Here is a 17,524-nt window from a genome sequence, read left to right as displayed (position 1 = left end):
CGGCTACCGGCCGAACACTTCGAAGGACACAGCCGGTCTGCCGCCGAAGCGCTTGCCGGTGGCGGTGGTGGTCTCGGTCAGGAAGTCCCGGACGTAGGCTTCCGGGTTCTGGTCGGTCAACGCCTCGATGTAGGTGCGGTGTTCGAGCAGCGAGCGCACCGCCCGTTCCAGGCCGGGCGTGGCGTCGACGGCGTGGGTGGGGTTGCTGGAGCCGGCGACGGCCACCCAGCGGACGCCGTTCCACGGCTCGAGGCCCTGCTCGGCGAGTTCGGGGAAGATCCAGCGGTTGCCGGCGTCGGCCGCGGCGTCCAGGGTGGCACGGCCGACGGCGACGTGGTCGGGGGTGTTCCAGGCGACACCGCCCCAGGTGTCCCGGTGGTTGAGGGTGATGACGAGTTCGGGGCGGTGGCGGCGGATCGCGGCGGCGATGTCGCGGCGCAGCGGGAGGCCGTACTCGATCACGCCGTCCCGGTGGTCGAGGAACTCCACGCTGGTGACGCCGACGACGGCCGCGCTGGCCCGCTGCTCGCGCTCGCGCAGCGGGCCGCAGGTGGCGGGGTCCAGGGTGTCGATCCCCGCTTCGCCGCGGGTGGCCAGCACATAGGCGACCTCGCGGCCGGCGTCGGTCCAGGCGGCGACGGCCGCCGAACAGCCGTACTCCAGGTCGTCGGGGTGGGCCACCACGGCCAGGGCACGTCGCCAGTCGTCGGGCAGGGGTTGCAGTTCGGTGATCTTCGCCTCGGTCATGGCCGGCACACTATGCCGCCCTGTCACACCCGCCCCAATTCTTTTTGCGGGCCCGGTCCGTCAGACCTCGTCGCGGGCGAGTGCCAGCAGCCGGTCCAGGACGCGCGGCGCGCCCGCGCGCAGGCCGTCGTGTTCGAACTCGTCGGTGACCCAGGTGCGCAGGCCGCGGATGGCGCGGGCGGTCTCCAGCGAGTGGGCGGTGTCGACGTACATGTCGTCGTGGTAGACGGCGGCGGCGACGGGGACCTCGTTGGCGGCCAGGCGGGCGGGGTCGTACAGCGGGCGCCAGTCGGTGCGGGCGGCGAGCAGTTCGGCCGTCTCGCGCAGGGGCCGCAGGGCCGGGTCGGTGTCGAAGGTCCAGGGGTGGACGGTCTCGCCGGTGAAGAGCAGCGGGCCGTCACCCGTGAGCGCCTTGGCCGCGTCGAACCGCGGGAACTCGGCGCGGACGCGCTCGGCGGCCCAGGCGGTGGGGCGGACGTCCTGGCCGTAGATGGACTCGTGGACGAGGGCGTAGAGGGGGTGCGCGGCGTACGACAGCAGGGCCTGGGCCTGTTCCTGGAAGGCGTCGGACAGCTCCGGGCCACCGAGGGCACGGACGAAGGCGTCCTCCAGCAGGTGGTGCAGGCGGTGGCTGCCGTCGCTCGTGCCGAGCATCAGGCCCAGGGACTGGAACGCCTCCACCGTGAAGCGGTAGCCGTTCGGCAGGACCACGTCGTGGGTGAGGAGGTGGTCGGCGATCCGGCGGGCGCGTTCCACGTCCTGCGGGTAGCGGGCGTAGTGCGCGGTGACCTTGCGCTCGATGCGCGGGTAGGCGGCGCGGTAGACGTCGTCGGCGTGGGCGTGCAGGGAGGGCAGGCCGCCGGTGATGATCGCGGTGTGCACGCCCTCGGGGGCGAGGGAGAGGTACGACACCGCGCAGAAGCCGCCGAAGCTCTGGCCGAGCACGGTCCACGGGGCACCGCCGGTGACCTGGCGGCGGATGATCTCGCAGTCGCGGACGATGGAGTCGGCACGGAAGCGGGTGAGGTAGTCGGCCTGGGCGGCGGGGCCGCCGCGCAGCGGGAGCGTCTGCCGGGTGGCGGGCGTGGAGCGGCCGGTGCCGCGCTGGTCGAGCAGCAGGACGCGGTACTCCTCCAGGGCCCGGTCGAGCCACGCCTGCCGCCCGACGAAACGATTCGCCCCGAATCCGGGACCGCCCTGCAAGTACACCAGCCAGGGCAGGTCCTGGCCCGCCTTGTCGCTCGCCACCGCCTCGCGGGCGTACAGCTCGATGGTCTCGCCGCCCGGGTCGGCGTGGTCGAGAGGCACGGTGAAGTGGCGGTCGGTGAGGACCACGCCGGGCTGGCGGTAGTTGAGGCTCAACGAATCTCCCGGGACGGACGACAGGGACGCGTCCCAGTTCAGCACACGAGCGCGCCCGGGCCGAGCCCCGGGATCATGGATTGTTACTGAACTTCGGGTCAGCGCGCGACCAGGCTGGAGCGGCGCACCACCAGCTCCGGCCGCAACACCACCCGGCGGTGCTCGTGGGTCTTCTTCCCCTCGCCCTGCTCGGTCTCCTCCAGCAGCAGTTCGGCGGCGAGGGCGCCCAGGGTGACGGCGGGCTGGCGTACGGAGGTGAGCGGTACGGCCGCCGCCGCGGCGAACTCGATGTCGTCGTAGCCGACGATCGCCAGCTCGTCCGGGACGCTCACGCCCGCCGCGTACATGGCCTGCAGGACGCCGAGGGCGAGCAGGTCGTTGGCGCAGAACACCGCGGTGGGACGGTCGGCGAGGCCGAGCAGGCGGGCGCCCGCGTCCCGGCCGGCGGCCACGTCGAGACGCTCGGTCGGCAGCTCGCGCAGCGCCTCCGGGCCGAGCCCGGCCTCCGCCAGGGCGGTCAGCGCGCCGGTGCGCCGGTCGCGGACCTGGTTGAGCCCGGGCGGACCACTGACGTAGGCGATCGAACGGTGCCCGGCGTCCACCAGATGACGGACGGCGAGCGCGCCGCCCGCGACGTCGTCCACCGAGACCGAGCACTCGGTGGTGCCCTCCGCGACCCGGTCGACCAGTACGAACGGGATGCCGTGCCGGCGGAAGGTCTCGATGTTGCGGCCGGTGGCGTCGGCCGGGGTGAGCAGCACGCCCCGCACCCGCTGCTCGGCGAAGAGCGACAGGTACTCCGCCTCCTCGGCCGCGTTCTGCGCGCTGTTGCACACCATCACGCCGAGCCCCGCCCCCCGGGCCGCACGCTCGGCGCCGCGCGCCACGTCCACGAAGAAGGGGTTGCCCATGTCGAGCACGAGCAGCCCCATGATCCGGCTGCGGCCCGCCCGCAGCTGGCGCGCCGACTCGCTGCGGACGTAGCCGAGCCGGTCGATCGCGGACAGCACCCGGGCCCGGGTCTCGCCGGCGACGGTGTCCGGGCGGTTGATCACGTTGGACACCGTGCCCACCGACACTCCGGCGGCACGGGCGACATCCTTGATACCCACCGACTGGGCCATCGGGCTTCTGACCTCCAGGGAACGAACGCGGCGGGACGAGCTTCACATTACCGTCACGCCGACAGGGCGAAGTCGGCCACGAGCGGCGCCGAGGGCGTCGCGCGGGCAGGACGAGCAGGTGTGCCGGCCGGTCGCCGTCAGGGCGTCGAGCGTCTCCGGCCGGACGGCCGCGTGCCGCTGACGGTCCTGATCGGGCCGGTCCGCCCCGACGTTCGGCGGGAAGCACACGCGGCGCACGAACCGCCCCTCTCCTCTCAGAAGTGGAACCGGTCGATGTTCTTCGTGTCGAAGACGGTCGGCCGGCCCAGGCTGATCACGCCGTCCCCGCCGATGGTGTACGTCGTCCCGCCGGCCTTGAAGCTCTCGCCCTCCTTGCCGCTGATCTGCCCCGAGGCCAGCGCGACCGCGGTACGGGCCGCGAGGTCCCCGAGCTTCGCCGGATCCCACAGCTCGAAGGCGTCGACGGTGCCGTTCCTGACGTACTTGCGCATGTCGTCGGGCGTCCCGAGGCCGGTCAGTTTGACCTTGCCCCGGTATGGGGACCCGGACAGGTACTGGGCGGCGGCCTTGATGCCGACCGTGGTCGGGGAGATGATCCCCTTCAAATCCGGGTGTTCCTGGAGCAGTCCCTGGGTCTGCTGGAAGGACTGCTGGGCGTCGTCGTTGCCATAGGCGATCTTTACGAGCTTGATGTCCTTGTACTTCGGATCCTTCAGCTCGTCCTTCATGTAACCGATCCAGGTGTTCTGGTTGGTCGCGGTCTGCGCGGCCGACAGGATCGCGATCTCGCCCTTGTTGCCGATCTGTTCGGCGAGCAACTGCACCTCGGTACGGCCCAGGTCCTCGGCGCCGGCCTGCGAGACGAACGCGTTGCGGCAGCCGGGCGCGGTGTCGGAGTCGTAGGTGACGACCTTGATGCCGTTGCTCATGGCCTGCTTCAGGGCGGTGCACAGCGCGCCGGGGTCCTGCGCGGACACGGCCATGGCGTCCACCTGCTGCTGGGTGAGCGTGTTGACGTAGCTCACCTGGCCGCTGGTGTCCGTGGCGCTGGAGGGGCCCACCTCCTGGTACTTCGAGCCGAGTTCGCCGAGGGCCTTCTCACCACCCCGGTCGGCGGTGGTGAAATAGGGGTTGTTGACCTGCTTGGGCAGGAAGCCGACGGTCAGCCCCTTCTTGGTGGCGGCGTTCGGGTCGGCGTGGCCGGCGGAGGCGGCGGAGGCGTTGTCGGCCTTGACGTCGTCCTTGGTGGTGCCGCCGCAGGCGGTGAGGGTGAGGGCGAGCGAGGTGCCGGCGGCGAGGGTCGCGCAGGCGCGGCGAAGGGATGGCTTGAGCATCGTGAGGGCCCCTTGTATAGAGGAGTGAGTGGTGTGCCCCTGAGGGGCGCGGGACTGGATCCGTGGGCGGCTCCGCCGTCCGGGCGCGACCGGCCACGACCCGCCGGCGGTGGTCAGACGGACCGGCGTGCGAGGGTGATCTGCCGGGCCACACGTGGCCCGAGCACGGAGACGACGAGCAGCACGCCCGTCACGACGATCTGCGACTGCGCGGAGACATTCAGCAGACTCATCACGTTCTGCGACGCCCCCAGCAGGAAGACACCGGCGACGGCACCACCGATCGTGCCCTTGCCCCCGTCGAAGTCGATGCCGCCCAGCAACACCGCGGCGATCACGGACAGTTCGAGACCCGTGGCATTGTCGTAGCGGGCGCTGGCGTAGTGCAGCGCCCAGAAGACACCGGTCAGCGCGGACATCGCCCCCGTGGCCACGAAGAGCACCAGCTTCGTCCGCTTCACCCGGATACCCGCGAACCGCGCCGCCTCCTCACCCGCTCCGACCGCGAACAGCGACCGTCCGAACGGTGTGGCGTGCAGGACGACGACGGCGATCGCCAGGAGCACCAGGAAGGGGAGGAGGGCCTCGGGTACGAAGCTGTCCCCGAGCCGTCCGGCCGCGAAGTCCAGGTACCTCGACGGGAAGTCCGTCACCGCGTCGGAGCCGAGCACGATCTGCGCGACACCCCGGTACGCGGCGAGCGTGCCGATCGTCACCGCGAGCGAGGGAAGCCCGAGCCGGGTCACCAGCAGGCCGTTGACCAGCCCGCACGCCACTCCCAGCAGCAGGCACAGCGGGATGATCGTCTCGATGGCGAGCCCTGCGTTCCACAGCCTGCCCATCACCGCTCCGGACAGCCCGGCGGTCGACGCCACCGACAGGTCGATCTCTCCGGCGACGACCAGCAGGGTCATCGGCAGGGCGATCAGCGCGATCGGGAGCGTGTTGCCGATGAGGAACGACAGGTTGAGCGCGTTGCCGAAGCCGTCGACGGAGCCGAACGACACCAGCAACAGGACGATCAGCAGTGCGCCGACGACCGTGTCCCAGCGGATCGCGCGGGTGAGCGGCTCAGGCACCGGCCTTCTCCTTCGCCATGGCGGTCCTCCTCGGGGCCGACTTCTTCTTCAGGGCGGCGGCCATCCGCAGGGCGACGACCCGGTCGACCGCGATGGCGAGCAGCAGCAGCACGCCGTTGATGGCGAGCACCCACACGGAGCTGACGCCGAGCGCGGGCAGCACACTGTTGACGGAGGTGAGCAGCAGGGCGCCGAGGGCGGCGCCGTGGACGCTGCCGGAGCCACCGGTGAAGGCGACGCCGCCGACCACGACGGCGCTGACGACGGTGAGTTCGTAGCCGTTGCCGGTGCCGGAGTCGACGTTGCCGAACCGGGCCAGGTACATCGCTCCGGCCAGACCGGTGAGGGCGCCGCAGAAGGTGTACGCGGCCAGGATCCGCCTGCGGACGGGAATGCCGGCCAGGCGGGCCGCCTCGGGGTTCGAGCCGAGGGCGTACAGCTCGCGTCCGCTGCCGAAGTGTTTGAGGTAGTACGCGGTCGCCACCAGTACCGCCAGGGCGATCATGGCCGGCCAGGGCAGCGCGGAGATGCCGCCGGAGCCGAAGTCCACGAAACCGCCGGGGAGGTCGGCCGCGGTGATCTGGCGCGAGCCGACCCAGATGGAGTCGACACCCCGGATGATGTACAGGGTGCCGAGGGTGACCACGAGGGCGGGGACCTGGCCCAGGCTGACGAGCAGGCCGTTGAGGAGCCCGAAGCCGACGCCGACCAGGACCGCGAGGAGAGTCCCGACGACCGCGTTCCCGCCGCCGTGCAGCCAGGTGCCGGCGGCGAAGGCGCTGATCCCGAGCGTGGAGCCGACGGACAGGTCGACGTTGCGGGTGAGGACGACCAGCGACTGACCGGTGGCGACCAGCACCAGGATGGTCGCGTTGAGGAGCAGGTCCTTGACGCCCTGCTCGGACAGGAACTCGCTGTTGTCCGCCTGGGTGACGGCGATCATCACCAGGAAGACGGCCAGGATGGCGAGTTCGCGCATCCTGAGGACGCGGTCGACCAGCCGGGTGCCGCTCGACCGGGGTACCTCGGCGACGGGATTGTCGTCGGTGGTGGTCATCGTCATGCGGCGGCCCTCCCGGTGGCGGCGGCCATCACGGTCTCCTCGGTGGCGTCGGCGCGCGGGAGTTCGGCGGTGATCCGGCCCTCGTGCATCACGAGGACCCGGTCGGCCATGCCGAGGATCTCCGGCAGATCGGACGAGATCATCAGGACGGCCACCCCGTCGGCGGCCAACTGCCCCAGCAGCCGGTGCACTTCGGCCTTGGTGCCGATGTCGATGCCCCGGGTCGGCTCGTCCACGATGAGCACCTTCGGGCCGGTGGCGAGCCACTTGGCGAGAACGACCTTCTGCTGGTTGCCACCGGACAGGGTGGAGACCGCGTCCGCGATCCGGGCGTACTTCACCTGGAGCCTCACCGCCCAGTCCAGGGACCTGCTGCGTTCGGCGCCCCGGTCCATCAGCCCCGCCCGGGCGGTCGTACGCAGCCCGGTCAGGCCGATGTTGCGCTCGATGGACAGGTCCATCACCAGGCCCTGGGCCCGCCGGTCCTCCGGTACGAGCGCCAGACCCGCCGCCATCGCGGCGGACGGCGCGCCATTGGGGAGGCGGCGCCCGGCGACCTCGACCTCGCCCGCGTCCCAGCGGTCGACGCCGAACACGGCCCGGGCGACCTCGGTCCGGCCGGCGCCCACCAGCCCGGCGAGGCCGACGATCTCACCGCCGCGCACCTCGAAGGAGACATCGGTGAAGACGCCCTCACGGGTCAGCCGCCGGACACCGAGCGCGACCTCGCCGGTGTGGACCCGCCGCTTCGGGTACAGCTCGGCCAGTTCGCGGCCGACCATGCGGCCGACCAGGTCACCCTCGGTCATCCCGTCGACGTCCTCGCAGGCGATCCAGGTGCCGTCCCGCAGCGTGGTGACCTTCTGGGAGATCTGGAAGATCTCCTCCAGCCGGTGGGAGATGAACAGCACGGCGGCGCCCTGCTCGCGCAGGGTCCGCACGACACCGAAGAGCCGGGCGACCTCGCTGCCGGTGAGCGCCGCGGTCGGTTCGTCCATGATCAGGACCCGGGCGTCGAAGGACAGCGCCTTGGCGATCTCCACGATCTGCTGGTCGGCGATGGACAGACCGCGGGCGGGCCGGTCGGGGTCGAGGCCGACGCCGAGCCGCTTCATCAGCGCGGCCGTCGCCGCGCGGGTGGCCTTGTGGTCGATCCGGCCGAGGGCGCGCCTGGGCTGCCGGCCCATGAAGATGTTCTCGGCGATCGACAGGTCGGGGAAGAGCGTGGGTTCCTGGTAGATGACGGCGATGCCGGCGTCGCGGGCGTCGCCGGGGCCGTGGAAGACGACGGGGTCGCCGTCGAGCAGCAGCCGCCCGGCATCCGGGCGGTGCACTCCGGCAAGGGTCTTGATCAGCGTCGACTTGCCCGCGCCGTTCTCACCGGCGAGGGCGTGCACCTCGCCGGGCAGCAGCTCCAGGGAGACGTCCCTGAGGGCGCGTACGGCACCGAAGGACTTGGAGACGCCCTTCAGCGCCAGCACCGGGGCCGGGCCCGTGTCAGGCGGGTGGGTCATGGGGGCTCCTCGACGACACCGGCTCAGGGCCGCGTGGCCGCACGGTGTCGTGAAAGGTTTCAACTGGATTGCCGGGACCGTAGACACCGCAGCCATGTCACGTCAATGGGTCCGTATCCAAAAACTTCGGGCGGCCTTAGGTCACAGGGCATCGTCAAGGTCCGGGGCCGGCCGGAGTGCTTGACACCCCCTCGGAGCGGCCCCTAGCTTGCGTTCTGAATCGTTTCACCCGTTCATCGTTCCGCCCGACACCACAGGAGCCTTGAAGTGACCGACCCCACCGCGGTGAAGGCCGCGCTCAAGACCCAGGCCATCGAGACACCGTCGTGGGCGTACGGGAACTCGGGCACCCGGTTCAAGGTGTTCACGCAGGCCGGCGTGCCCCGCTCGCCGTGGGAGAAGGTGCAGGACGCGGCCCAGGTGCACGCCTTCACCGGGGTGGCGCCGACGGTGGCCCTGCACATCCCCTGGGACACGGTGGAGGACTACCCGGCGCTCGCGAAGTACGCCGAGGAGCGGGGGGTGCGGCTGGGCGCGATCAACTCCAACACCTTCCAGGACGACGACTACCGACTGGGCAGCGTCTGCCATCCGGACGCGGCGGTGCGGCGCAAGGCCGTCGGTCATCTGCTGCGCTGTGCCGACGTCATGGACGCCACCGGATCCCGCGATCTGAAGCTGTGGTTCGCCGACGGCACGAACTACCCCGGGCAGGACGACATCCGGGCACGGCAGGACCGGCTGGCCGAGGCGCTGGCCGAGGTGTACGCACGACTGGGTGACGGTCAGCGCATGCTGCTGGAGTACAAGTTCTTCGAGCCGGCGTTCTACACGACGGATGTGCCGGACTGGGGCACCGCGTACGCGCACTGTCTCAAGCTCGGCGAGAAGGCGCAGGTGGTGGTGGACACCGGACACCACGCGCCGGGGACCAACATCGAGTTCATCGTCGCCACGCTGCTGCGGGAGGCGAAGCTCGGGGGGTTCGACTTCAACTCGCGGTTCTACGCGGACGACGACCTGATGGTGGGGGCGGCCGATCCCTTCCAGCTGTTCCGGATCATGTACGAGGTGGTACGGGGCGGGGGGCTCGGCTCCGGGGTCGCCTTCATGCTCGACCAGTGTCACAACATCGAACCCAAGATTCCGGCGGTCATCCGGTCGGTGATGAACGTTCAGGAGGCCACGGCGAAGGCTCTGCTGGTCGACAGTTCCGCGTTGGCCGAGGCGCAGGCTTCGGGCGATGTGCTGGGAGCCAACGCCGTGTTGATGGACGCGTACAGCACCGATGTGCGGCCGTTGCTTCGTGAGGTGCGCCACGAGATGGGGGTGGACCCCGATCCCCTTGCGGCGTACCGCCGGTCGGGATGGGCCGACAGGATCGTGGCCGAGCGTGTGGGCGGCCGGCAGGCCGGTTGGGGGGCGTGAGCGGCTGCCGGGTCCTGATCCACCGTGAGGTGCGGGTCCGGCGTGCTCCCTCGCGCAGTCCCGCGCGCCCCTTCGCCACTCACCTCTTCTGCTGAAGGAACCGACTCATGACCACCCATGACGAAGTCGCCGCCCTCCTCCACCGCTCGCACCGCCTCGGCTCCGATCCCCGTGTCACCAACTACGCCGGCGGGAACGCCTCCGCCAAAGGAACCGCCACCGATCCCGTCACCGGCTGCGCTGTGGAACTGATGTGGGTCAAGGGGTCCGGCGGCGACCTCGGGACCCTCACCGAGGCGGGGCTCGCCGTGCTGCGGCTGGACCGTCTGCGGGCGCTCGCCGACGTCTATCCGGGTGTCGGCCACGAGGACGAGATGGTCGCCGCGTTCGACCACTGCCTGCACGGCAGGGGCGGGGCCGCGCCCTCCATCGACACCGCCATGCACGCGCTGGTGGACGCCCCGCACGTGGATCATCTGCACCCGGACTCCGGGATCGCGCTGGCCTGCGCGGCCGACGGGGAGAAGCTGACCGCCGAGTGCTTCGGGGACCGCGTGGTGTGGGTGCCGTGGCGGCGGCCCGGATTCCAGCTGGGGCTGGACATCGCCGCGATCAAGCAGGCCCACCCGCGGGCCGTCGGGTGCGTGCTGGGCGGGCACGGGATCACCGCCTGGGGCGACTCGTCCGAGGAGTGCGAGCGCAACTCGCTGCACATCATCCGCACCGCCGAGGAGTTCCTCGCCCAGCGGGGCAAGGCGGAGCCGTTCGGTCCGGTGATCGAGGGGTACGAGCCGCTGCCCGGGCCCGAGCGCAGGGAGCGGGCCGCCGCTCTCGCGCCGTACGTCCGCGCGCTCCTCTCACGGGACCGGCCGCAGGTCGGCCACTTCACCGACTCCGACGTCGTTCTCGACTTCCTGGCCCGCGCCGAACACCCCCGCCTGGCAGCGCTCGGCACCTCCTGCCCCGATCACTTCCTGCGCACGAAGGTACGGCCGCTCGTCCTGGACGTGCCACCGGACACGCCTGTCGACGACACCGTGGCCCGGCTGGAGGAACTGCACGCCGCCTACCGCGAGGAGTACGCCGCCTACTACCGGCGGCACGCCCTGCCCGACTCCCCCGCCATGCGCGGCGCCGACCCGGCGATCGTGCTGATCCCCGGCGTGGGCATGTTCTCCTACGGCAAGGACAAACAAACCGCGCGCGTGGCCGGGGAGTTCTACGTCAACGCCGTCAACGTCATGCGCGGCGCGGAGGCCGTCTCGGCCTACACGCCGATCGAGGAGGCCGAGAAGTTCCGCATCGAGTACTGGGCGCTGGAGGAGGCCAAGCTCCGGCGCATGCCGGTGCCCAAGCCGCTCGCCACACGGGTCGCGCTCGTCACGGGAGCCGGCAGCGGGATCGGGAGGGCGATCGCGCACCGGCTGGTGGCGGAGGGGGCGTGTGTGGCCGTCGCCGACCTGAACGCCGACAGCGCGCGGCGGGTCGCCGCGGAACTGGGCGGTCCGGACAGGGCCGTCGCCGTCACCGTCGACGTCACCGACGAGAAGCAGATCGCCGCCGCGTTCGAGGCGGCCGTGCTCGCCTTCGGCGGGGTCGACCTCGTCGTCAACAACGCCGGAATCTCCATCTCCAAGCCGCTGCTGGAGACGACCGCCGCGGACTGGGACCTCCAGCACGACATCATGGCCCGCGGGTCGTTCCTGGTGTCACGGGAGGCGGCCCGCGTGATGATCGCGCAGGGACTGGGCGGCGACATCGTGTACATCGCCTCGAAGAACGCCGTCTTCGCCGGGCCGAACAACATCGCCTACTCCGCCACCAAGGCCGACCAGGCCCATCAGGTGCGGTTGCTGGCCGCCGAGCTGGGTGAGCACGGGATCCGGGTCAACGGCGTCAATCCGGACGGGGTGGTGCGCGGTTCGGGGATCTTCGCCGGCGGCTGGGGGGCGCGGCGGGCCGCGGTGTACGGGGTGCCGGAGGAGAAGCTGGGCGAGTTCTACGCGCAGCGGACCATCCTCAAGCGCGAGGTGCTGCCCGAGCACGTGGCGAACGCGGTGTTCGCGCTCACCGGCGGGGACCTCACGCACACCACCGGGCTGCACATCCCGGTCGACGCGGGTGTGGCGACCGCGTTCCTGCGGTGAGCGCGGGCGTCTTCTCGTGCGCGGCCGTGGACCTGGGCGCGTCCAGCGGGCGTGTCATGGTGGGCCGGGTCGGCCCGGACTCGGTGGAGCTGAGCGAGGCGCACCGGTTTCCGAACCGGCCCGTACGGGTGCCGGAGGGGCTGCGCTGGGACGTGCTGGCGTTGTACGGCGGTGTCCTGGACGGGTTGCGGGCGGCGGGCCAGGTGCACTCCGTGGGCCTGGACAGCTGGGCGGTCGACTACGGCCTGCTGGACGCCGACGGGGCGCTCCTCGGCAACCCGGCGCACTATCGCGACGCCCGCACCGAGGGGGTCGCGCAGCAGGTGTGGGCGACCGTGCCGGCGGCACAGCTGTACGCGGCGACGGGCCTCCAGTACGCCCCGTTCAACACCCTCTACCAGCTCACGGCCGCCCGCTCGACGGCCCAGTTCGCCCGCGCGGCACGGGTGTTGCTCATCCCGGACCTGCTGACGTACTGGCTCACCGGCGAGCAGGGCACCGAGCTGACCAACGCCTCCACCACCCAGCTCGTCGATCCCCGCACGCGGAGCTGGTCGTACGAGGTCGCCGACCGCCTCGGTATCGACCTCGGCCTGTTCGCGCCGCTGCGGCAGCCGGGCGATCCGGCCGGGACGCTGCTCCCCGAGGTGCTGGCGGAGACGGGCCTCACCGGCCCGGTGCCGGTGACGGCCGTCGCCTCGCACGACACCGCCTCGGCGGTGGCCGCCGTCCCGGCGACCGGTGAGCGCTTCGCGTACATCTGCACCGGCACCTGGTCCCTGGCCGGCCTGGAACTGTCCGCTCCGGTACTCACCGAGGAGAGCCGGGCCGCGAACTTCACCAACGAGCTGGGGCTCGACGGCACGGTCCGCTATCTCCGCAACATCATGGGGCTGTGGCTCCTCCAGGAGTGCGTACGGGCCTGGGGCGAGCCGGATCTCGGGCGGCTGCTGCGGGATGCGGCCGGTGTGCCGGCGCTGCGCTCGGTGGTGGACGCCGGGGACAAGGCGTTCCTGGCGCCGGGACGGATGCCGGAGCGGATCGCCCAGGCGTGCCGGGCCTCGGGACAGCCGGTGCCGAAGACGCGGGCCGAGGTGACCCGGTGCGTCCTGGACTCGCTCGCCCTCGCTCACCGGCGGGCCGTGCTGGACGCGCGGCGGCTGGCCGACCGTCCGGTGGACGTGGTGTACCTCGTGGGTGGCGGCACCCGCAACGCGCTGCTGTGCCAGCTGACCGCGGACGCCTGCGGGCTGCCCGTGGTGGCCGGTGCGACCGAGGCGGCGGCCCTCGGCAACGTCCTCGTGCAGGCCCGCGCGCACGGACTCGTCGGCGGCCTGCCCGCCCTGCGCCGGCTGCTCGTCCGTACCCAGCGGCTCACCCGGTACGCGCCCCGCGGCGACGCCGGCCGGTGGCGGGAGGCCGAGGCGCGGCTCGCCGCGCGGTGAGCCGTGGCCTCCCTTAGGCGGGACCGGCCCACTACCCTGCACTCGTCCGATGACCGACGCCGAGGAGCCGCGATGCGTGTCGCCCTGTTCCTGACCTGTGTCAACGACACGCTGTATCCGGACACCGGCCGGGCTGTGGTGAAGCTGCTGTCCAGGCTGGGTGTCGAGGTCGACTTCCCGGCGGCCCAGAGCTGCTGCGGGCAGGCGCACTACAACACCGGTTACCGGCATGAGGCCGAACCGATGGCCCGGCATTTCTCCGATGTCTTCGGGGGGTACGAGGCGATCGTGACCCCGTCCGGATCGTGCGGGGCGATGGTGCGGGAGCTGTATCCGCGGATGGGCGAGCGGGCCCGGGCGGAGGGGCGCGGGGACGCGCTCGCCCGGACGCTGGCACCGGTGGTCCCGAAGACGTACGAGCTGACGGAGTTCCTGGTGGACGTGCTCGGGGTGACGGACGTGGGCGCCTACTACCCGCACCAGGTCACCTACCATCCCACCTGCCATGGATTGCGGGGCCTCGGACTCGGCGACCGGCCGAGCCGGCTGCTGCGGGCCGTCAAGGGGCTGGAACTGATCGAGTTGCCCGATGCCGAGGAGTGCTGCGGCTTCGGCGGGACGTTCGCGTTGAAGAACGCCGACGTGTCGGCGGCGATGGGCGCGGACAAGGTACGCAACGCGGAGTCGACGGGCGCGCAGGTGCTGTGCGCGGCCGACAGCTCCTGCCTGATGCACCTCGGCGGGACGATGAGCCGGCTGCGGACGCGGATACGGCCGGTGCACATCGCGGAGATCCTGGCGAGCACGGAGGAGGAACCGGCCCCATGAGCGGAACGTTCGTCGGCATGCCGGCCTTCCCGACGGCGGCACACGACGCCGTCCACAACGCCACCCTGCGCGGTAACCTGCGGCACGCCACCCACACCATCCGGGCCAAACGGGCCAAGGCGGTGGGCGAGTTGTCCGACTGGGCGGCACTGCGCGAGGCGGGCAGGCGGATCAAGGACCACACCCTGCACCATCTCGACCGGTATCTGGTGCAGCTGGAGGAGGCGGTCACCGCGGCCGGCGGGACGGTCCACTGGGCGGCGGATGCCGACGAGGCCAACCGGATCGTCGCCAAACTGGTGAAGGCCACCGGTGAGTCGGAGGTCGTGAAGGTCAAGTCGATGGCCACGCAGGAGATCGGCCTCAACGAAGCGCTCGCGGACGAGGGCATCCGGGCCTACGAGACCGATCTCGCCGAGCTGATCGTGCAGTTGGGCAAGGACCGCCCCTCGCACATCCTGGTCCCCGCCATCCACCGCAACCGGCGCGAGATCCGCGACATCTTCCGCGCCGAGATGGGCAGGTGGGGCCGCCCGGCCCCGGAGGGCCTGACGGACACACCCGCCGAACTCGCCGAGGCGGCCCGGCTGCACCTGCGGGAGAAGTTCCTGCGCGCCAAGGTCGCCATCTCCGGCGCGAACTTCATGGTCGCCGAGACGGGCACCCTGGTCGTCGTGGAGTCCGAGGGCAACGGACGGATGTGCCTGACCCTCCCGGAGACGCTGATCTCGGTCGTCGGCATCGAGAAGGTGGTGCCGACCTGGCGGGACCTGGAGGTGTTCCTGCAGACCCTCCCCCGCTCCTCCACGGCCGAGCGGATGAACCCGTACACCAGCATGTGGACCGGGACCACGGACGGGGACGGGCCGCGCACCTTCCATCTGGTGCTCCTCGACAACGGCCGCACCGACGCCCTCGCCGACCGGGTCGGCCGGCAGGCGCTGCGCTGCATCCGCTGCTCGGCGTGCCTGAACGTGTGCCCGGTGTACGAGCGGGCGGGCGGGCACGCCTACGGCTCGGTCTACCCGGGCCCGATCGGTGCCATCCTCAGCCCCCAGCTGCGGGGCACGGCGAGCGAGATCGACGCCTCCCTGCCCTATGCGTCGAGCCTGTGCGGGGCGTGCTACGAGGTGTGCCCGGTCGCCATCGACATCCCCGAGGTGCTCGTGCACCTGCGGGAGCGGGTGGTCGAGGGCGGTCCGGCGGTACGGCAGGGCAACAAGGTGGTGCTGCGGCCGGCGAGGGGACACGCGGCCGAGCGGGCGGCGATGCGGGCGGCACGCTGGACGTTCACCCACCCGGGCGTGCTGCGCGCGGGCCAGCGGCTGGCCTCCCGGACGCGCCGGCTGCATCCGCGCGCCCTGCCGGGCCCCGGCAGGGCGTGGAGCGACACCCGGGACCTGCCGGCCGTGCCGCCGGAGCCCTTCCGGGACTGGTGGCGGCGCACGCACGGCGGGAAGGACGGCGACTCATGAGCGGCAGGGAGCGGATCCTGGGCCGGGTGCGGCGCGCCCTCGCGGACGTGACACCGGACGAGCGGCCGTACGAGGAGGCCGTGAGCCGGGACTATCTGCGCGAGCACGGGGAGCGGACCGGCGAGCGGACGGTGGAGCTGCTGGCGGAGAATCTGGCGGACTACCGGGCGGTCGTGCACCGCTGCACGGAGGCCGGACTTCCCGCCCTGATCGGCCGGCTGCTGGCCGACCGGGGGGCGGAGTCGGTGCTGGTACCGCCCGGGCTGGACGACGGCTGGCTGGCCGCGACGGACGTCACCCGCCTCCCCGACCGGCCGGAGAGCACGCCGCTCGACCTGGACCGGGCCGGGAGTGTGCTCACCGCCTGCGCGGTCGCGGTGGCCGAGACGGGCACGATCGTGCTGGACGGGGGCCCGGGCCAGGGCCGCCGCCGCATCAGCCTCGTCCCCGACCACCACATCTGTGTGGTGCGGGTGCCCGACCAGGTCGTCTCCTCCGTCCCGCAGGCCCTCGAACGCCTGTCTCCCACCCGTCCGTTGACCTGGATCTCGGGCCCGTCGGCCACCAGCGACATCGAACTGGACCGGGTGGAGGGGGTGCACGGTCCCCGCACGCTGGAGGTGATCCTGCTCGGCTGACCGCCCGCCGCCCCACCCCCGTGGTGCGGCTCTCATCGTGGTGTGACGGCCGTCGTGCTTTCCCGCGTCCCGGGCTTCTCGCGGGCCGGCCACGGCGGGTGCCGAGGTCCGGGCGCCGAGGCCGGTGTCCGCCGGTCGGGGCACAGCGGGATGAGGCCCGGGCCGCGCTGCCGTAGCGTGAGGGAATGATCCGGTTCGAGCAGGTCACCAAGCGGTATCCGGACGGGACGACGGCCGTGGACGACCTCTCCTTCGAGGTGCCCGAGGGGGAACTGGTCACCCTGGTCGGACCGTCCGGGTGCGGCAAGACGACGACCATGATGATGGTGAACCGGCTCATCGAGCCGACCTCCGGCCGGATCTTCGTCGGCGGTGAGGACATCGCGACCGTCGACCCGGTGCGGCTGCGCCGCCGTATCGGCTACGTCATCCAGCAGGTCGGCCTCTTCCCCCACCGCACCGTCCTGGACAACACCGCCACCGTGCCCGCGCTGCTGGGCTGGAAGCGGGCGAAGGCACGGACCCGGGCGGCCGAGCTGCTGGATCTGGTGGGCCTGGACCCGAAGACGTACGGGCGGCGCTATCCGGAGCAGCTCTCGGGCGGCCAGCGGCAGCGGGTCGGCGTGGCCCGCGCGCTGGCCGCCGATCCGCCGGTGCTGCTGATGGACGAGCCGTTCGGCGCGGTGGACCCGGTGGTGCGCGAGCAGTTGCAGGACGAGTTCCTGCGCATGCAGGCCGCGGTGCGCAAGACGGTGCTGCTGGTCACGCACGACATCGAGGAGGCCGTCCGGCTCGGCGACCGCATCGCCGTCTACGGGGACGGCCGCATCGAACAGTTCGACACGCCCGGCGCGGTGCTCGGGGCCCCCGCGACCCCGTATGTCGCCTCCTTCGTCGGCGCCGACCGCGGGCTGAAGCGGCTGTCGGTCACCGAGATCGAACCGGACGATCTGGAGCAGCCGCCCGTGGCCCGGGTGGACGAGCCCGCCGGGCGGGCCGTGCAGCGGCTGCGGGCCGAGGGCGCGCGGTGGGCGGTGGTCCTGGACACGGACGGTGACCTGCGCGGCTGGGTCGGCATCGATGAACTGGCGGCGGGCGGGGCGGTCGGGGACCTCGTGCACCGGATGACCGCCTGGGTGCCGGTGGGCGCCCCGTTGAAGCAGGCGTTCGGGGTGATGCTCCAGCACGACGCCGGATGGGTCGCCGTACTGGACGGCGCGCGCTTTCTCGGCGTGCTCACCCCGGCGAAGCTGCACGAGGCGCTGCGCCGCTCGGTGGACGCGGACGCGCAGGGTGTGGCGCGGGGGCAGGTCAGTTTCGACTCGGTGTCGGACGCCTGA

Annotated in this window: 14 protein-coding genes; 7 read left to right on the top strand and 7 right to left on the bottom strand. The window is 72.0% G+C overall.

What is annotated here, in order from left to right:
* Nucleotides 1–3 precede the first annotated feature (3 nt).
* The 7 genes from ACIGYR_RS04620 to ACIGYR_RS04590 all read right to left on the bottom strand — a co-directional run bounded on the left by ACIGYR_RS04620 (nt 4) and on the right by ACIGYR_RS04590 (nt 8,223).
* Nucleotides 4–747 carry a PIG-L deacetylase family protein gene (locus tag ACIGYR_RS04620; RefSeq protein WP_391837782.1) on the bottom strand — a complete coding sequence of 248 codons (744 nt, stop codon included), beginning with the start codon at nt 745–747 and terminating at the stop codon, nt 4–6.
* 60 nt (nt 748–807) lie between these two features.
* The gene (locus tag ACIGYR_RS04615) at nt 808–2,109 is read right to left on the bottom strand and encodes an alpha/beta fold hydrolase (protein WP_399602986.1); all 1,302 of its coding nucleotides are present in this window, start codon (nt 2,107–2,109) and stop codon (nt 808–810) included.
* A 98-nt stretch (nt 2,110–2,207) separates the two neighbouring features.
* Nucleotides 2,208–3,233, bottom strand: a complete 1,026-nt coding sequence (locus tag ACIGYR_RS04610; protein WP_399602983.1) for a LacI family DNA-binding transcriptional regulator — start codon at nt 3,231–3,233, stop codon at nt 2,208–2,210.
* A gap of 254 nt (nt 3,234–3,487) precedes the next feature.
* Nucleotides 3,488–4,567 (bottom strand): rhamnose ABC transporter substrate-binding protein, encoded by a 1,080-nt coding sequence (gene rhaS / locus ACIGYR_RS04605; protein WP_399602981.1) that lies wholly within the window; start codon nt 4,565–4,567, stop codon nt 3,488–3,490.
* 113 nt (nt 4,568–4,680) lie between these two features.
* Complete coding sequence (locus ACIGYR_RS04600) at nt 4,681–5,646, bottom strand: ABC transporter permease (protein ID WP_399602978.1); 966 nt, start codon at nt 5,644–5,646, stop codon at nt 4,681–4,683.
* Complete coding sequence (locus tag ACIGYR_RS04595) at nt 5,639–6,709, bottom strand: ABC transporter permease (RefSeq protein ID WP_399602975.1); 1,071 nt, start codon at nt 6,707–6,709, stop codon at nt 5,639–5,641. Before ACIGYR_RS04595 ends, ACIGYR_RS04600 begins: the two co-directional genes overlap by 8 nt.
* Entirely contained in the window at nt 6,706–8,223 is a 1,518-nt protein-coding gene (locus tag ACIGYR_RS04590) for a sugar ABC transporter ATP-binding protein (protein WP_399602972.1), read from the bottom strand. Before ACIGYR_RS04590 ends, ACIGYR_RS04595 begins: the two co-directional genes overlap by 4 nt.
* 267 nt (nt 8,224–8,490) lie before the next feature.
* On the opposite strand from ACIGYR_RS04590, the gene rhaI reads away from it, so the two are divergent.
* The 7 genes from rhaI (at nt 8,491) to ACIGYR_RS04555 (ending at nt 17,524) form a co-directional block, all read left to right on the top strand.
* Nucleotides 8,491–9,651 (top strand): L-rhamnose isomerase, encoded by a 1,161-nt coding sequence (gene rhaI / locus ACIGYR_RS04585; protein WP_399602970.1) that lies wholly within the window; start codon nt 8,491–8,493, stop codon nt 9,649–9,651.
* Nucleotides 9,652–9,758: 107 nt separating this feature from the next.
* Nucleotides 9,759–11,798 (top strand): bifunctional aldolase/short-chain dehydrogenase, encoded by a 2,040-nt coding sequence (locus ACIGYR_RS04580; protein WP_399602967.1) that lies wholly within the window; start codon nt 9,759–9,761, stop codon nt 11,796–11,798.
* The gene (locus tag ACIGYR_RS04575) at nt 11,795–13,243 is read left to right on the top strand and encodes a rhamnulokinase family protein (protein WP_399602965.1); all 1,449 of its coding nucleotides are present in this window, start codon (nt 11,795–11,797) and stop codon (nt 13,241–13,243) included. Before ACIGYR_RS04580 ends, ACIGYR_RS04575 begins: the two co-directional genes overlap by 4 nt.
* 72 nt (nt 13,244–13,315) lie before the next feature.
* Entirely contained in the window at nt 13,316–14,071 is a 756-nt protein-coding gene (locus tag ACIGYR_RS04570; RefSeq protein WP_399602962.1) for a (Fe-S)-binding protein, read from the top strand.
* Nucleotides 14,068–15,546, top strand: a complete 1,479-nt coding sequence (locus ACIGYR_RS04565; protein ID WP_399602960.1) for a LutB/LldF family L-lactate oxidation iron-sulfur protein — start codon at nt 14,068–14,070, stop codon at nt 15,544–15,546. Before ACIGYR_RS04570 ends, ACIGYR_RS04565 begins: the two co-directional genes overlap by 4 nt.
* Complete coding sequence (locus ACIGYR_RS04560; RefSeq protein WP_391837804.1) at nt 15,543–16,184, top strand: lactate utilization protein C; 642 nt, start codon at nt 15,543–15,545, stop codon at nt 16,182–16,184. Before ACIGYR_RS04565 ends, ACIGYR_RS04560 begins: the two co-directional genes overlap by 4 nt.
* A 185-nt stretch (nt 16,185–16,369) precedes the next feature.
* A complete protein-coding gene (locus tag ACIGYR_RS04555; RefSeq protein ID WP_399602957.1) occupies nt 16,370–17,524 on the top strand; it encodes a betaine/proline/choline family ABC transporter ATP-binding protein in 1,155 nt (384 codons plus the stop codon).

The sequence above is a fragment of the Streptomyces sp. NPDC053076 genome, assembly GCF_044546845.1.
Taxonomy (GTDB): Bacteria; Actinomycetota; Actinomycetes; order Streptomycetales; family Streptomycetaceae; genus Streptomyces.
Note: the sequence above shows the minus strand (reverse complement) of the source record. Positions and strands in the feature narration are given on the sequence as shown.

What these genes read in the sequence shown, in the direction of transcription:
- ACIGYR_RS04620 (WP_391837782.1), bottom strand. Translation starts at nt 747, where the DNA reads ATGACCGAGGCGAAGATCACCGAACTGCAACCCCTGCCCGACGACTGG.
- ACIGYR_RS04610 (WP_399602983.1), bottom strand. Translation starts at nt 3,233, where the DNA reads ATGGCCCAGTCGGTGGGTATCAAGGATGTCGCCCGTGCCGCCGGAGTG.
- rhaS (WP_399602981.1), bottom strand. Translation starts at nt 4,567, where the DNA reads ATGCTCAAGCCATCCCTTCGCCGCGCCTGCGCGACCCTCGCCGCCGGC.
- ACIGYR_RS04595 (WP_399602975.1), bottom strand. Translation starts at nt 6,709, where the DNA reads ATGACGATGACCACCACCGACGACAATCCCGTCGCCGAGGTACCCCGG.
- ACIGYR_RS04590 (WP_399602972.1), bottom strand. Translation starts at nt 8,223, where the DNA reads ATGACCCACCCGCCTGACACGGGCCCGGCCCCGGTGCTGGCGCTGAAG.
- ACIGYR_RS04580 (WP_399602967.1), top strand. Translation starts at nt 9,759, where the DNA reads ATGACCACCCATGACGAAGTCGCCGCCCTCCTCCACCGCTCGCACCGC.
- ACIGYR_RS04570 (WP_399602962.1), top strand. Translation starts at nt 13,316, where the DNA reads ATGCGTGTCGCCCTGTTCCTGACCTGTGTCAACGACACGCTGTATCCG.
- ACIGYR_RS04565 (WP_399602960.1), top strand. Translation starts at nt 14,068, where the DNA reads ATGAGCGGAACGTTCGTCGGCATGCCGGCCTTCCCGACGGCGGCACAC.
- ACIGYR_RS04560 (WP_391837804.1), top strand. Translation starts at nt 15,543, where the DNA reads ATGAGCGGCAGGGAGCGGATCCTGGGCCGGGTGCGGCGCGCCCTCGCG.
- ACIGYR_RS04555 (WP_399602957.1), top strand. Translation starts at nt 16,370, where the DNA reads ATGATCCGGTTCGAGCAGGTCACCAAGCGGTATCCGGACGGGACGACG.